The sequence below is a fragment of the Celeribacter sp. SCSIO 80838 genome, from assembly GCF_056498065.1.
Map to the genome: position 1 here is coordinate 2,226,367 of NZ_JAZKMA010000001.1, position 14,099 is coordinate 2,240,465.

Consider the following 14,099-nt stretch of genomic DNA (forward strand, 5'->3'; position numbering starts at 1 on the left):
TTTCCGCCCTTGCCGGAGAGCTTAGTCCGGGATCGTGCGCTCATAGCCCGCGGTCGGCAGATCGCGGAACTCTTTGAGCATCTCGATAAAGCCCGCCACCATATGCGCGGCGGTCGCCTTGCCCTTCTCAGCCGTCGCCAGATGCGCCTCACCCACGGTGCCTGCCGGGTTCAGGTCCTTCGATACCCATGCAAGGTTCACCGGCCCGATGGGCGAAATCGGCGCGGTCTCGGCCGTCGAGCGGAAATCTTCCGCCTTTGTCATATCCACCAGATGCGGTTTGAAATGCAGCATGAGCGAGGTCTCGAAATCGCCGCCGTGGATGCCATAGGTGCTTTCCTGCGTGGAATACATGCCCTCCGGCTTGCCGAAATTGCCCCATTGGCATTTCACCACCATCATCCCGGCATGCACCCGCAGCTCACGCCCCAGAATGGAGATGAGATCGAGATTCCCGCCATGGGAATTGACGATCACCATCTTCTTGAGACCGGCCCGCGCCACGGACAACCCGATCTCGGTCCAGGCATCCAAAGCGGTCTTGGCCGTATAGGTCAGCGTGCCCTTGGCGTGGATGTGTTCGTTCGATTTGCCCACGGCCTGAACCGGCAGGATCAGGATCGTGACATCGTCGGGGCAGGTGGCGCGAAGTTCCGTGAGCATGCCCTCGTTGATATAAGTGTCCACCCCCACAGGAAGATGCGGTCCGTGTTGTTCCACGGCGGCGGTGGGCAGGATCACAATGGTCTTTTCGGGATCGAAGTCGGCGAATTCCGTGGTGCGGTACTCCGCCCAGTCATAGCGTTTCATGAGTTGTCTTCCATTGCATAGGTGGCCATCAGGCGCGAGCGCAGATACTGCGCGCCGGTCATGGCCGGGTATTTGGCCTCTCCCGTTCCGGGGAGCGCTTCGAGCAGGCTGTCCGGGTTTGGGTCGAGGAAAAACGCGATCGAGCGCCGCGCGGTTTTCGGCGGCAAAACCCGGTGCGGGGTCGAGATATAGATGTCGTTGGACCAGCGCATCAGACAGTCCCCGATATTGACCACATAGGCCCCGGGCACATGCGGCACATCCATCCAGTCGCCGCCGCGCGGTTTGACCTGAAGCCCGGCGACGCCATCGGTCATCAACAGGGTGACAGAGCCGTAGTCCGAATGCGCGCCCGCGCCGATACCCTCTCCTTCGGGGGCTGCCGGGTAAGACAGAATGCGCAGCGTCGCCATGGGTTCGGTGAAATGCGGCGGGAAATAGCCTTCGGGCAGGTCGAGATCCATCTCGAACGCCCGGTGCAGCGCCACGCCGAGGTTAAGGACCTCATCATAATAGGTGAGCATCGTGTCGCGGAAACCGGGCAGGTCCGGCCAGACATTCACGCCGCGAAACGGTTCGCCCGCCAGAACGCGCGGATCGTCGGAGGCAAGATCGAAGCCGACGTTATAGGCCTCTTTCTGGTCCATCAGGCCGGATTTTTCGTCCAGCGCTTCGGACCCCTGACAGGCCCAGCCACGATTGTGCGGGTTTTTGCGGATGTCGATCTTGGATTTCTCGGCCATGGGCAGGGCGAAAAAGGCGTCGCCCTGGGCGAAGACGTCGGCAATCAACGCCTCCGGGATGCCATGGCCTGAGATCAGGAAAAATCCGGTGTCGCGGCAGGCGTGGCCAAGGTCACGCACAAAGCCATCCACGTCGGAGCCAGTGGCAAAGCGTTGCCAGTCCAGAACGGGAATATCCATTTATCCCTCCTTTGGGGTTGGGGCAGCAATCAGCTTGTCGAGCCGTTTTTGCACCCGTGTCAGGTGTTTGGCGCGGCTCTCAGGCGTCGAGCTGTCCATCAGGAAATGTGCGGCAAAGGCGGTTTTGCAGCGTTTGGCCAGGATCACCCGAAGCCCGCGCATCAGGGTGCGTTTGCCCGGCGCACCGACGAAAAACGTCAGCCAACGCGAGGCACCGCAGGTGGTGAACACCCCGAGCTTCTTGATATGCGTCAGCCCCGGTTTGATGTCGCCGCCGATGGTCTCGGGCATGATGAAACTCACGCCCGGCACCATGACGCGGTCGAGCCAGCCCTTGAGCATCGCGGGCAGCCCGTACCACCAGGTCGGATAGACGAAAATCAGGCTGTCGCACCATTCCAGATCGGTGCAATCGCGATCCACGAGGGCGCGGTTTTCCGGGATGTTTTCGTAAATCTCATGCTCATGGGCGGTCAGCCGAGGATCGAAGCCTTCAGCGTAGAGATCGCGCAGGCGATATTCGACACCGGCGGTTTCCAGCCGTGACACCACAAGGTCCTTGATCCCGCGATTGAACGACGTGTCGCGCGGGTGGCAATAGACGACGAGCGCGCGTTGCATCACATCGCCTCCATCTCGCGTCGCACCCGCTCCAAGTAGCGTTTGAGCTTGGGCGCTTCATTGCGGTTCATGTCGTAACACGCGATGTATTTTTTCTTCGGCATGCCGCAGGCGTACCACACCGCGCGGGTGACCGTCTTGCGCGGCGGATCAGCATTCTGGATCGCGCGCCAACGGGTGCCGCCATAGGTGGTGCAGGCGTAGAGCTTTTTGATGTTGGTCAGACCCGGACGGACCTTGCCGTCCACCAGTTTGAACGACACGCCCGGAAGGAAAATCCGGTCGAGAAAGCCCTTGAGGATCGCCGGATAGCCGAAATTCCACACCGGGAAGACCATGACGAGCGCGTCGGCGGCCTGTAGCCGTTCGACATAGTCGCGCACAGGTTCGATATTCTCCGGCTCGTCGTGATAGCCCCGGCGGTCTTCGGTGGTCAGAACCGGCTGAAACCCTTCGGCATTGAGATCGCAATCGTCGACCTCCCAACCGGATTTTTTCAGCGTCTCCACGACCACCTCATGCACTGCCGCGTTGAAGCTTTCGGGGCAGGGGTGGGCGTAAAGGACGAGAACGCGGCCTTTCGAGGCGGCAGCGCTCATTCCGCGACCTCTGGTTTCGGCGTGATCTTGGCGTAGGAATACATATCCGCATAATCGAAATCCGGCTCGTCCCAGGCGATCATTTTGCCAGGATTGAGCAAGCCTTTCGGGTCCGCCTCGCGTTTGAAATCGAGCTGGCGTTTGTCGGTCGACTGACGCCCGCCTTCTTCCAACGTGTAGCGGTGCGGGTTGAAGATCATGCAATCCATCGCCTCGTGTTTGGCGACCAGATCGTCGAGCTGGGCTTTGTCCTTCGGGAAGACAATCGGCAGGCCCGCGAACGACAGGCCCGCGCCCTCGCGCATGACTTCGAGGTGCATGTAGAGATCGTCTTTGAAGGTCTCATAGGCCTTCATGATCTTCTCGATGTCATCGCCATAGCGGACCTGAAGATAGGTCAGGTCTTTCTCGAACTTCAGCGCCCGCAAGGTGGTGTGGTTCCAGCCATATTCATAGATCGGCCCGGGATGGCGGTCCCATTTCACATCGTCAGAGCGGTAAATGACCTCGCCACCCTCATAACGGTCCAGAAGGGTCTGGAACCCGGCCATGGAATGCGGCGCGACCATGACGCCGCAGAGGTGGTCATTCTCGGTGACATGGGCCTTCACACGCTGAAAATACTTATGCGCGATGGGGGCGGCGTAGACTGAGGCAAGTTTGATCAGGATGCCCGGCTCAGCGGTGAGTTGACCGGCGAATTCGGTCGCCATGCGGAAGGTATCGAAGCGCACGAACATCTCGACCCACTCATAGGCGGGGGCGAGCGGCATTTCGATCTCGGTGATGATGCCGTTGGTGCCGTAAGCGTGGGAGACGCGGTGCAGCTCTTCGCCGGTAAACTCCAGCGCGCGCGGCTCGGCCTCCATGGTGATCACCCGCAGCCGGTCGATATTGCCCAGGTCACGCAGTGCGCCCCAGTTGGCCGACCCAACCCCGCCGGAACCGCCCGCGATAAAGCCTCCAAGCGAGGCCTGCGAATAGGTCGAGGGGATCATACGCAATTCCTGACCGGACTTTGTCTTCAGCTCGGTGTCGAGATCCTTCATGATGATCCCCGGCTCGGCCACGACATAGCCCGCGCCGATCTCCTTGATCTTGTTCATGCCCGTCAGATGCATGACGCAGCCCCCGGCCAAGGGCATCGCCTGGCCATAGTTGCCGGTGCCGCCGCCACGACAGGTGACGGGGACGTCATGTTTGTAGCAGGTCTTGAGAACCTCGATGACCTCGTCTTCGGATTTCGGATTGACCACGAAATCCGCCTCAAGGTGATCCATCTCGGCTTTCAGAACCGGGGAATACCAAAAGAAATCCCGCGATTTGTTGCGGACGGTGGCGGGGTTTTCGTCGATCTCCAGATGGGAGAGTTCGGCCATGGCGGCAGCGACATTCGGTTTCATGATTTCACACTCACGATTTCATCAAGCTCAGAGTAGGACGGCAAGGTGCGGTCGATGGGATCTCCGTCCCGCAAAACCACCCTGTCGGATTGCGGCCGGGCGAATAGCTCGGTCCAGCCGCGTGCGTTACAGATGACCAGATCGGCAGGCGCGCCCTCGGTCAGTGTCGGGGTGTCAAAGCCACAGGCGGTCGCCGGGTTGGCGAGAAACGCCTGCACCCAAGGCTGATCCGTGTGGTCGAGATGGCAAATCCGGGTCGCCTCGCGCATCACCTCGATCATGTCCAGATCGCCATAGGCGTAGAACGGATCGCGGGTGTTATCAGACGCAAAGGACACATTGACCCCCGCCGCGTTCAGCTCATGCGCCATGGTGACACCGCGCCAGCGCGGCGTGCGGCCCTTGTAGCGGTCTTGCAGATACATGTTGCACATCGGCAGGGAAACGACGTTAAGACCCGCCTTGGCGACCAGCGCGATGATCTCATCGGCGGTCTCTTCCGGCATGACGGAGATCGAACAGCAATGGCCGACCGTCACCTTGTTTTTGAAACCAAGTTCCAGAACCGTCTCCGCGATGGTGCGCAGCGTGTCGGAGGTGGGGTCATCCGTCTCGTCGACGTGGAAATCGACGTTGAGATCGTAGAGCATCGCGTAGTGGAAGAAATCCAGCAGGCGTTCTTTCAGGTCCGGCACCGGGTAGGTGACCGCGCCGAGGATCTGCCTCGCATCGGCGACGATCTTCGCGATGGCCGGGAAATCGCCCTGATCCTTGAAAATCCGGTCGATGGCGACAAGACAGGAGGCCTGAAGCTCGATCTTGCCCGCCCATTTCTCCTGCATCTTTTTGACGACGCCAAAAGAGGAGGCGGCGAGGTTGTCGAGGCTGTCGATATGGGTGCGGATCGCCTTGGTCCCGTGCGCATAAGCGCAGCGCAGGGCGAAATCCATTCGCGCCTCGACATCGGGCGCGGTCCAATTGGCATGATCCGCCCGCACGGTTTCCAAGGCGCCCATGAAAGTGCCATCGGGGTTCGAGGCGCGGGGCCATGTATGCCCCTTGTCGAGATGCGTGTGCATGTCGACAAAGGCCGGAAACACCATGGCCCCTTTCATGTCGATCTCTGGAATGTCGATTGTAGTTTCGGCCGGTTGACTTTGAACGTTCGGGAGGGCGTCCGTTTTTACAATCTTGCCGTTTTCGATCGTCAGATCGGTGGTGATGAGGTCGCCGGGCTGACTGATGAGGCAGGCCGGGACCGTGACATTTCGAAGTGTCTTCGCGCCGCTGGGCAGAACGCAAAAGCTCATATAAGTCCTTATGACTCCCGTTTGATCGCACTTTCGTGCCATTTGTGCAGCAGAGCATGGCTCAGGAGAGAGGCTGCGGTGAAGATCACGACGCCGGTGGCTGCGATCAGAAGAAGGGCCGCGAACATCCGCGGAATGTTGAGACGATATCCCGCTTCAAGGATACGGAAGGCAAGCCCCGATCCGATGCCGCCGGTGCCCGCCACATATTCGGCCACAACCGCCCCGATCAGCGACAGACCGCCCGCGATGCGTAGACCGCCCAAGAAATAGGGCAGAGCGGTCGGCAATTGCAGGTAGCGTAGCCGCTGCCAGCGCGTTGCGCCGTAGATTTTATAGAGATCACGCAGGTTGTGGTCGGTGGAATTGAGGCCAAGCGTGGTGTTCGAGAGGATCGGGAAAAACGCCACGATCCACGCGCAGAGCAAAAGCGCCGCCAGCCGGTTGTCGACATAGATAAAGATCAGGGGCGCAATCGAGACCACCGGCGTCACCTGAAGGATGACGGCGAAGGGGTAAAACGACATTTCGAAATAGCGCGACTGGGTGAAGAGGATCGCCAGCCCCACGCCGCCGATCACCGCGACGGCCAGAGCGGCCAGTGTGATCTTGAGCGTCACCAAAAGCGCCGAGGACAACATGCCCCAGTCCTGAACCAAGGTCTTGAGCACAAGTCCCGGCCCCGGCAGGATATAATGCGGGATCTCGTTCCACACCACGATCCGATCCCAAAGGAAAATCGCCAGCGCGATCACCACAACGGGCAGGAGCCATTTGGCGATCTTCTCGCGTTTTTGCGCGCGGGCGTAGCGAAGTTCTTCTTCGTCCACAACAAGCGCAGTATTCATATCGGTTGTGCTCATGCCGAGGCCCTCGCGCCATGTTCGTTCATTGCCATATGCAGGGCATCCGAGGCCTTTCGGCACAGCTCTGCGTACTCTGCCGAGGTGCGGAATTCTTCGGTGCGCGGATAGGGCGCATCGACCGTAACCTCGGAGGACACCCGTCCGGGGCGTGCCGCCATGACGACGATCCGGTCCGACAGGAAGACGGATTCAAACACCGAGTGGGTCACGAAAATCACCGTACATTTGAGCTTTTCGCGCAGCTCCAAAAGGTCGTTGTTCAGCTTGTGACGGGTGATTTCGTCCAAGGCCGCGAAAGGTTCGTCCATCAGGATGAGGCGCGGCTCTGTCACCAGCGAGCGGGCAATCGACACCCGCATTTTCATGCCGCCCGACAACTCGCGCGGGTAGGCGCGCTGGAATTTCTCCAGACCCACCATTTTGAGCGCCCACATGATCTCGTCCTGAACGTCGCGCATGGATTTGCCACGCAGACGGAACGGCAGCCAGACGTTCTGCTCGACGGTCGCCCAGGGCATCAGCGTCGGTTCCTGAAACACCACACCGAGGTCGCCGGTCTTCATGCCGCCTTCCCATGTGATATGGCCCGAAGTTGGGCGCATCAGCCCGGAAATCAGCCGCAGGGCCGTGGATTTGCCGCAGCCCGAGGGGCCCAGAAGCGAGATGAAATCGCCCTGATTGACGGTCAGGTTCATATCCTTGAGCGCTACGACATTGCCGTTGAAAACCTTGTCCACATTGGACATATCCAACAGCTTTTCACGCTGGCCCATGGGGGGAATGGAGGTGGGAGGGGTGGTCATGTGCGTCTTTCGCGTCTTGATTTGCGGGGCCGGAAGATGCCGCCCCCGCTTGTCTCTCGGCAGGGCCTTATTTCAGGTCCATGCCAACTTTTTGGTTGGTGAAATCGAGCGTATAGGCGGAGGAGTAGTCCAGACCCGCCTCGATCACACCCGCGTCGACCATCTTGTCGTAGAAGTCCTTGATCTTCTCGTCGGTCATCGCGCCGATGCCGAGTTCAAGCGCGTCGCCGCTGTCGACGATGCCTTCGGATTTCATCTTCTCGATGGCGAAATTGATCTTGTCCTGCGTCATGTCGGGGTTGTCCGCCATGATCATCTCGTTTGCCGCCGAGTTGTCGTTGTAGAGGTAGTTGTACCAGCCGATCGCGGAGCCATCGACAAAGCATTTCACCGCCTCGGGGGTCTCGTCGATGGTCTTCTGCATCGTCTCAATGGTGGTTGCATAGGTCGAGTAACCGGCGTCGGCGATCAGGAAGACATCGGGGGTAAACCCGCCTTCTTTTTCGATCACATAGGGCTCAGACGACAGGAAACCCTGCATTGCCATGTTCTCATCGGCCAGGAACGGCGCCGGGTTGAACGTATAGGGCTGGCGCTGCTCGGCGGTGAAACCGTAGGCGGCGATCATCCACTGGTAGTAGGAGGCAAAGCCGTTGTCGCCGATCAGCAGTGTGAGGTTTTTCAGATCCTCGAAGGTCTTCGCCTTGCCCGGATGCGCGATGATCACCTGCGGGTGTTTCTGGAACGTGGCGGCCACGGCTACGACCGGGATGCCTTCTTTCGCGGCGTTGAACGCCTGAAGCAGATCGCCGCCCATGTGGAACTGGATCTTGTCGGCCATCATGAGCGCGCGGTTGTTGACCTGCGGACCGCCCGGCTGGATCGTCACGTCGAGACCGCAGGCGGCATAGGTGCCATCGGCCACGGCCTGATAGTAGCCGCCGTGCTCGGCCTGAGCGAGCCAGTTGGTGCCGAAGGACACCGGCGTCAGATCGGCGGCCATTGCGCCGGTGAGGGCCGCGGTGGAAGTGGTCGCGGCAAGGGCAAGCCCCGCGAGAACGCGATTCAAAGTCATGTAAACTCTCCGTGGGTGAAACTCCGCAGACCACGTTAGCGAGATCATCGGGGGGGAGGCACAGGGGGGCGTTGCGGGAATTTGCATACAATCTGCATATGCCTAAATTGAGGGCAAAAATCTGGCTGAGTGGTCAAAAATCATGCGGACAGCAGTAATATCGGATGCGATATTGTACACAATGGCGGCTCTTCCCGTCGCAGAATGGCATGAGAAATGGCGACAAACGAATCTCGACAGGAAGGTCTCAGCCCATGAACACGCCGCTCACGCCCAGCTCCATCGCCGCGCCCTTTGGGGCCTATAGCCACGGGCTCATGGGGCCTTCTGGTGGGCAGGTTATCGTGACCTCGGGTCAGCTTGGGCTTGCCCCGGACGGGACATGCCCGGAAGGCGTTAAAGCACAGGCAGAGCAGTGTTTCGCCAATATCGACGCAATTTTGGCGACGGCGGGGGCAGGGCGCGATGCGGTGATCCGGATCAGCGCTTTCGTGACCCGGCGCGAAGATTTCCCGGTCTATATGACGGTGCGCGACGCCTGGCTGGCCGAGGTCGCCGTCAAACCGGCGTCGACCCTGATCATCGTCACAGGGTTTACCCGCGAGGAGTTCAAGGTCGAGGTGGAAGTCACTGCGGTGAAACAGGGGTGATCGTGTCGGGCGCTTTCTGGAGATTTGACTGTTTTTTCGGCGTTTTCTCCGGATTTGCCCCGGAGCACCACCCAAAACCGGTTCAGAGTTTCACGCCGAGATGTTTGAGAACCGGCTGCCACTGGGCCTTCATCGGGGCGTATCTTGCCTGGGTCTGATCGAAAATCGACAGTCCCTCGCGGGCCAGATCGATATAGGCGGCGCGCTCGGAAATCATCGTCACGAGCTCTTGCCCGTTGGCCTCAAGGAACGCCTTCAAAATGCGCCCGTCCTTGCGCCGCGGGTCGATGCGCGAGCCGATGGGCAGGATCTCGACCTTCTCTTTGCGGATGCGTTTCAACTCGCGCAGGGATTTGAGAAAGCCCTTCACCGCCAGCTCATCGAACATCGAGGCCATGATCGGCGTCACCATCACGTCGGCGTCTTTCAACAGCACCTTCGCTGCCTCGCTTTCAAGCCCCGCGCCGCTGTCGATCACCAGCCAGTCGGTTTTTCGCGGCACTGAGGGACGCGCAGCGCCAGACCAGTCCAGCACCGGGATATGCGCCGCATAGGCCGAGCGGCGTTTGCCCCACATCCGTGCGGATTGCTGCGGATCGGCATCGGCGATCGTGACCCGTTTGCCGGAGGCGCGCAGCGCGGCGGCTAGGGTGATCGCTGTCATCGTCTTGCCGGATCCACCCTTGCTGTTGGCAACGAGAAGCGTCTTCACGACTTACGATCCTTTCTTGGAATTCTTCTTGAGAAACTTGCGGATATGATCGCGAAGCTCGCGCGAGGCGGAGGTGTCCATCTCTTCGCAGAGCGCCACGAACGCGTCGCGGTCCTCCTTCGGTAGGCGGATGATCAGCGAGCTGTCATTTTTGTTTTTCGGCGCCATGCCTACCCCTTGGTCATAGCCGTTGTTTGCCTATACGATGTATATACAGTCGGCGGGGAGGGTCAAGGCAGGTTTCGGATAATTCAAAAGGGATTACGTGCCGAGCACAACATCGAGGTGACATTCGGCCATATGTTTGGCGGTGCGGGCAAAGCTTGGGTCGCGGGTGTGTTGGGCGGCGACGATAGCGCCGTCGATGAGCACGGCAAAGGAACGCGCGGTTTCGGTCACGTCGGGCACCTTGAGTTCGATGGCCTGTGCCTTGAGCCAGGTCAGGATGTGCTCCTTGTGTTTCTCCGCCGCCTTGCGCACCGCGTCGTTGCCAGTGTCGAACTCCGCCACCGCATTGATGAAGGGGCAGCCGTAGAACCCCGGATCGGAAAACCAGTCCTGAAGCACGTCGAACACGGCGAGCATGCGTTTGCGGGCAGGGCCCTGTGTTTCGGCGAGGCGCCCAAAGAACCAACCGCGCCATGTGGTGCCCTCGGCCTCCAGCACGGCGGCGATCAGCTCTTCTTTCGATTTGAAGTGATGATAGAGCGTCGCCTTCGCGGTCCCGGCGCGGGCGAGGATCGTATCGATGCCGGTGGCGGCGAAGCCGTGGTTGCAGAACAGATGCGAGGCGGCCGTCATGATCTTGTCACGCGCGGTTTTCGGCTCCGTTGCGGCAAAGCTCCAGCCGGAGGTTTCCAAAGGGCAAAACTCCTGGGGGCTGTCATCCATCTGAGGCTCTCCTGCAATCTGAACTCAATACGTCTGGCGGGGAGGGGAATCGCCCCGCGTCAAAGGCTGTCAATCTCCCTCACATATATATCGCAAAAAAACAAGACAGCTCTGTCTATTGTTTTGAGCGGGTTTCTCGGGTGCGACATTCTTGCATGCGCAAGTGTGTTGGGTGGTGTTTAGGGATAAAATTCACGTAAAATCGCCTCGATACGAGCAGTCTACCTCAATTTTTGCTGAATATTTGAACAGGAAAATAAGAGTCATCTTTTCCGGCATTCGGGCATTGACGGAGGGGGATTCTTTGCGTCTCGATAAGACAGAACGGTTTGTACAGTTTTGCAAACAACCCGGAGTGAGAAGAGATGGCCGTGACCAAAATGAAAGATCAGACCCCTTCCCAGCCGTCCGAAGGACAGGTGCAGGAGACGGCGCATCCGCGTGTGCCGATCGGTGCGCATGTCGCGGTGAAGCGGCTGAGTCACAGCTATCGCAAGGTCGACGGTCCTGTGCTTGAGGATATGGATTTCGAAATTCATCAGGGCGAGGTCGTGGCGCTTCTGGGGCGCTCCGGCTGCGGCAAGTCCACGCTTTTGCATATGCTCGCGGGTCTCACCCATCCCTCCGAGGGCGAGGTCGTGATCAATGGCAATGTGGTCGAGCATCCCTCACCGAAATGGGTGATGATGTTTCAGGCACCGTCGCTTTATCCGTGGATGACCGTGGCGCAGAACGCCGGGCTGGGGCTCAAGTTCACACGCCGCAGCTATGAAATCGCCATACGTGTGCCGGAAGTGCTCGATCTTGTCGATCTGGGCGCTTTTGCGGATCGCAACGCGCAGGAGCTTTCCGGCGGTCAGCAACAGCGCGTGGCTCTGGCCCGCTCTTTGGCGCCGCGCCCGGAGATGCTGCTCCTCGACGAACCGTTCTCCGCGCTCGATGCCTTCACCCGCCGCTCGCTTCAGCAAGACGTGCGCAAGATCGCCAAGGACCTCGGCCTGACGCTTGTGATCGTGACCCATGACGTGGGCGAGGCGGTGCGCATGGCGGACCGGGTGCTGGTGCTCAAGGCCAATCCGGGACGGATCGCCGAGGATACGCAGATCGCGCTGTCAGAAAACGAACGCGGCGGCGGCTCCGATGCCTTTGGCCGTGAACACGCCCGCCTCATGGGGATTTATGCCGAGGTCGCCGAGATGGGCGATGCGCCCACCGAGAACGATTTCACCCGCCTTTCCGAATAATCCGAACAAGACCAACCGAACAGCAACAGGGACCTGACATGACTGACGACCACAAGAAAACTTGCGGCCACGGCCATCACCACCACGACCTTCACGGCGCTTGCTGTGGCGGGAACACGGAGTTCGATCCGGGCCGTCGTTCGACGCTCGATCTTCTGGCAAAAGGCGGTCTGGCGGCTCTTCTGGGCGGGATGCCCGCGATGCTGCCGCGCATGGCTTCTGCGCAGGACGACGATATTCTGCGCATCGGCTATCTGCCGATCACCGACGCCACGCCGCTTCTGGTCGCCCATGCCAAGGGCTATTTCGAGGAAGAGGGCATCAAGGCCGAGCAACCGACCCTGATGCGCGGCTGGTCGCCATTGATCGAGGGCTTTGCCTCCGGCAAGTTCAACCTCGTGCACTTCCTGAAACCGATCCCGGTCTGGATGCGCTACAACAACAATTTCCCTGTGAAAATCATGTCCTGGGCGCACACCAACGGTTCTGCGCTGGTGGTCGGAAAACATACGGATATTGAAGATTTCGCGGGTCTGGGCGGTAAACAGGTCGCCGTGCCGTTCTGGTATTCGATGCACAACATCGTGCTGCAATACGCGCTGCGCGCCAATGGCATCAAAGCCGTGATCAAGCCGCAGGGCGAAGCGATTGCGGCCGATGAATGCAACCTTCAGGTCCTGCCGCCGCCCGAAATGCCGCCCGCTCTCGCCGCCAAGAAGATCGATGCCTATATCGTCGCCGAGCCGTTCAACGCGCTTGGGGAACTGAAAGCGGGCGCGCGGATGCTGCGCTTTACCGGCGACATCTGGAAAAACCACCCGTGCTGCGTTGTGTGCATGCACGAAGAGGCGACCACCGCGAAACCGGAATGGACCCAGGGCGTGATGAACGCCGTGGTGCGTGCCTCGATCTATGCCTCTCAAAACAAAGAGGAAGTGGCGGAACTGCTGTCGAAAGACGGGGCAGGGTATCTGCCTGCGCCAGCGCCCGTGGTGAAACGCGCCATGACGCTTTACGAGAACAACCCGGATTACATCGCCTCGGGGGCGATCAAGCACCAGAGCGCGTTCCACAATGGCCGGATCGACTTCCAGCCCTGGCCGTACCCGTCGGCAACCAAGCTCATCGTCGAGGCGATGAACGAGACGGTCGTGTCCGGGGAGACCACTTTCCTTGAGGGGCTCGATCCGCAATTCGTGGCCGACGATCTGGTCAACTACGATTACGTCAAAGCCGCGCTCGAAAAATACCCGGAGTGGAAGAACGATCCCTCTGTCGCAACCGGCGGCGATCCTTACACCCGTGAGGAGATCTTCGAGCTATGAGTGATGTGACCCAGCTTTCAGGGCAAATGGCCCGGACAGGTTTCTCCCTGCCGAAGCTGGGCCGCTTCCGCGGCGTTGCGAACGGGGCGCTCGGCATTGGCCTGTTGCTGGTGCTGTGGTGGATCGGCGGGTGGATCGTCGAGACCAGCGACGATCTTTTCGCCTTCGCCGATTTCGCTCCGGCCCCGACGCTTTCCCGTCTCTGGGAGATGCTGATGGACGGCGAGGTCGTGGCCATGTCCGGGCCGTCGCTGATGCGGGTGGGGCTGGGCCTGTTTTACGCCATCGTCATCGGCGTACCTGTCGGGATCATGATCGGGCGGATGAAGCGCCTCAACGAGGTCGCCAACGTCCCGTTCCAGTTCCTGCGGATGATCTCGCCGCTGTCCTGGATGCCGATCGCGGTCATGGCCTTTGCCACTTGGGACGGGGCGATCATTTTCCTGATCGGCATGGCCGCGGTCTGGCCGATCCTGTTCTCCACCGCCGGTGGCGTGCGCCGCATCGACCCCTCGTGGCTCAAGGTTGCCCGCAACCTCGGCGCCAACCCGCTTCATATGCTCTTCTCGGTGATCCTTCCGGCCATCGCGGTGGACATCCTCTCGGGCATTCGCCTCGCGCTTGGGGTGGCCTGGGTGGTGCTGGTGCCTGCCGAATATCTCGGCGTCACCTCCGGGCTTGGCTACGCGATCAACGATGCGCGGGACACGCTCGAATACGACCGGCTGGCCGCCACGGTGGTGGTGATCGGGGTGATCGGTTTCGCCCTCGATGCCCTCGCAGGCCAGCTCATCAAGAAATTCAACTGGGTGCGCTCCGACGGGCACTAAGGCCCTGCGCTCCCTGACTTTTAACCCACCAGACGAA

General features: G+C 60.2%; 16 protein-coding genes. 4 read left to right on the plus strand and 12 right to left on the minus strand.

Features of this window, described 5'->3' with window-relative positions; all coding sequences use genetic code 11:
• Positions 1-21: 21 nt before the first annotated feature.
• From V1475_RS11185 to V1475_RS11225, 9 genes are all read right to left on the minus strand, one after another.
• Positions 22-810, minus strand: a complete 789-nt coding sequence (locus tag V1475_RS11185) for a creatininase family protein (protein ID WP_479412805.1) — start codon at positions 808-810, stop codon at positions 22-24.
• Positions 807-1,733 (minus strand): isopenicillin N synthase family dioxygenase, encoded by a 927-nt coding sequence (locus tag V1475_RS11190; protein WP_479412806.1) that lies wholly within the window; start codon positions 1,731-1,733, stop codon positions 807-809. The genes V1475_RS11185 and V1475_RS11190 overlap by 4 nt, the downstream gene beginning before the upstream one ends.
• Positions 1,734-2,354 (minus strand): NAD(P)H-dependent oxidoreductase, encoded by a 621-nt coding sequence (locus V1475_RS11195; protein WP_479412807.1) that lies wholly within the window; start codon positions 2,352-2,354, stop codon positions 1,734-1,736.
• On the minus strand, positions 2,354-2,953 hold the full coding sequence (locus tag V1475_RS11200) for an NAD(P)H-dependent oxidoreductase (protein WP_479412808.1): 600 nt from the start codon (positions 2,951-2,953) through the stop codon (positions 2,354-2,356). Before V1475_RS11200 ends, V1475_RS11195 begins: the two co-directional genes overlap by 1 nt.
• Complete coding sequence (locus V1475_RS11205) at positions 2,950-4,356, minus strand: FAD-binding oxidoreductase (RefSeq protein WP_479412809.1); 1,407 nt, start codon at positions 4,354-4,356, stop codon at positions 2,950-2,952. Before V1475_RS11205 ends, V1475_RS11200 begins: the two co-directional genes overlap by 4 nt.
• A complete protein-coding gene (locus tag V1475_RS11210) occupies positions 4,353-5,666 on the minus strand; it encodes a cytosine deaminase (RefSeq protein WP_479412810.1) in 1,314 nt (437 codons plus the stop codon). Before V1475_RS11210 ends, V1475_RS11205 begins: the two co-directional genes overlap by 4 nt.
• 8 nt (positions 5,667-5,674) lie before the next feature.
• Positions 5,675-6,529 (minus strand): ABC transporter permease, encoded by an 855-nt coding sequence (locus V1475_RS11215; RefSeq protein ID WP_479412811.1) that lies wholly within the window; start codon positions 6,527-6,529, stop codon positions 5,675-5,677.
• Complete coding sequence (locus tag V1475_RS11220) at positions 6,526-7,335, minus strand: ABC transporter ATP-binding protein (protein ID WP_479412812.1); 810 nt, start codon at positions 7,333-7,335, stop codon at positions 6,526-6,528. The genes V1475_RS11215 and V1475_RS11220 overlap by 4 nt, the downstream gene beginning before the upstream one ends.
• Positions 7,336-7,402: 67 nt before the next feature.
• Complete coding sequence (locus V1475_RS11225) at positions 7,403-8,410, minus strand: ABC transporter substrate-binding protein (RefSeq protein WP_479412813.1); 1,008 nt, start codon at positions 8,408-8,410, stop codon at positions 7,403-7,405.
• Between the two features lie 254 nt (positions 8,411-8,664).
• Here V1475_RS11225 and V1475_RS11230 point away from each other — a divergent pair, with 254 nt between their 5' ends.
• Positions 8,665-9,060: a RidA family protein gene (locus V1475_RS11230; RefSeq protein ID WP_479412814.1), complete on the plus strand. Its 396-nt coding sequence runs from the start codon at positions 8,665-8,667 to the stop codon at positions 9,058-9,060.
• A gap of 82 nt (positions 9,061-9,142) precedes the next feature.
• On the opposite strand, the gene V1475_RS11235 is transcribed toward V1475_RS11230, so the two are convergent.
• From V1475_RS11235 to V1475_RS11245, 3 genes are all read right to left on the minus strand, one after another.
• On the minus strand, positions 9,143-9,772 hold the full coding sequence (locus V1475_RS11235; protein ID WP_479412815.1) for a nucleotide-binding protein: 630 nt from the start codon (positions 9,770-9,772) through the stop codon (positions 9,143-9,145).
• A 3-nt stretch (positions 9,773-9,775) separates the two neighbouring features.
• Positions 9,776-9,940 carry a hypothetical protein gene (locus tag V1475_RS11240; RefSeq protein ID WP_479412816.1) on the minus strand — a complete coding sequence of 55 codons (165 nt, stop codon included), beginning with the start codon at positions 9,938-9,940 and terminating at the stop codon, positions 9,776-9,778.
• 93 nt (positions 9,941-10,033) lie between these two features.
• Positions 10,034-10,663 (minus strand): TetR/AcrR family transcriptional regulator, encoded by a 630-nt coding sequence (locus V1475_RS11245; protein WP_434287723.1) that lies wholly within the window; start codon positions 10,661-10,663, stop codon positions 10,034-10,036.
• A 380-nt stretch (positions 10,664-11,043) separates the two neighbouring features.
• Between V1475_RS11245 and V1475_RS11250 the strand changes: the two genes are divergently transcribed.
• From V1475_RS11250 to V1475_RS11260, 3 genes are read left to right on the plus strand one after another with little or no spacing between them, the layout of a single operon-like run.
• Positions 11,044-11,907, plus strand: a complete 864-nt coding sequence (locus V1475_RS11250; RefSeq protein ID WP_479413970.1) for an ABC transporter ATP-binding protein — start codon at positions 11,044-11,046, stop codon at positions 11,905-11,907.
• Between the two features lie 38 nt (positions 11,908-11,945).
• Positions 11,946-13,232, plus strand: coding sequence for an ABC transporter substrate-binding protein (locus tag V1475_RS11255; protein ID WP_479412817.1), 1,287 nt, complete (start codon positions 11,946-11,948; stop codon positions 13,230-13,232).
• On the plus strand, positions 13,229-14,062 hold the full coding sequence (locus V1475_RS11260; RefSeq protein ID WP_479412818.1) for an ABC transporter permease: 834 nt from the start codon (positions 13,229-13,231) through the stop codon (positions 14,060-14,062). The genes V1475_RS11255 and V1475_RS11260 overlap by 4 nt, the downstream gene beginning before the upstream one ends.
• The last annotated feature ends 37 nt before the right edge of the window (positions 14,063-14,099 follow it).

Coding starts and splice junctions, on each gene's coding strand:
- V1475_RS11185 (WP_479412805.1), bottom strand. CDS start 810: ATGAAACGCTATGACTGGGCGGAGTACCGCACCACGGAATTCGCCGAC.
- V1475_RS11190 (WP_479412806.1), bottom strand. CDS start 1,733: ATGGATATTCCCGTTCTGGACTGGCAACGCTTTGCCACTGGCTCCGAC.
- V1475_RS11195 (WP_479412807.1), bottom strand. CDS start 2,354: ATGCAACGCGCGCTCGTCGTCTATTGCCACCCGCGCGACACGTCGTTC.
- V1475_RS11200 (WP_479412808.1), bottom strand. CDS start 2,953: ATGAGCGCTGCCGCCTCGAAAGGCCGCGTTCTCGTCCTTTACGCCCAC.
- V1475_RS11205 (WP_479412809.1), bottom strand. CDS start 4,356: ATGAAACCGAATGTCGCTGCCGCCATGGCCGAACTCTCCCATCTGGAG.
- V1475_RS11210 (WP_479412810.1), bottom strand. CDS start 5,666: ATGAGCTTTTGCGTTCTGCCCAGCGGCGCGAAGACACTTCGAAATGTC.
- V1475_RS11215 (WP_479412811.1), bottom strand. CDS start 6,529: ATGAGCACAACCGATATGAATACTGCGCTTGTTGTGGACGAAGAAGAA.
- V1475_RS11220 (WP_479412812.1), bottom strand. CDS start 7,335: ATGACCACCCCTCCCACCTCCATTCCCCCCATGGGCCAGCGTGAAAAG.
- V1475_RS11225 (WP_479412813.1), bottom strand. CDS start 8,410: ATGACTTTGAATCGCGTTCTCGCGGGGCTTGCCCTTGCCGCGACCACT.
- V1475_RS11230 (WP_479412814.1), top strand. CDS start 8,665: ATGAACACGCCGCTCACGCCCAGCTCCATCGCCGCGCCCTTTGGGGCC.
- V1475_RS11240 (WP_479412816.1), bottom strand. CDS start 9,940: ATGGCGCCGAAAAACAAAAATGACAGCTCGCTGATCATCCGCCTACCG.
- V1475_RS11245 (WP_434287723.1), bottom strand. CDS start 10,663: ATGGATGACAGCCCCCAGGAGTTTTGCCCTTTGGAAACCTCCGGCTGG.
- V1475_RS11250 (WP_479413970.1), top strand. CDS start 11,044: ATGAAAGATCAGACCCCTTCCCAGCCGTCCGAAGGACAGGTGCAGGAG.
- V1475_RS11255 (WP_479412817.1), top strand. CDS start 11,946: ATGACTGACGACCACAAGAAAACTTGCGGCCACGGCCATCACCACCAC.
- V1475_RS11260 (WP_479412818.1), top strand. CDS start 13,229: ATGAGTGATGTGACCCAGCTTTCAGGGCAAATGGCCCGGACAGGTTTC.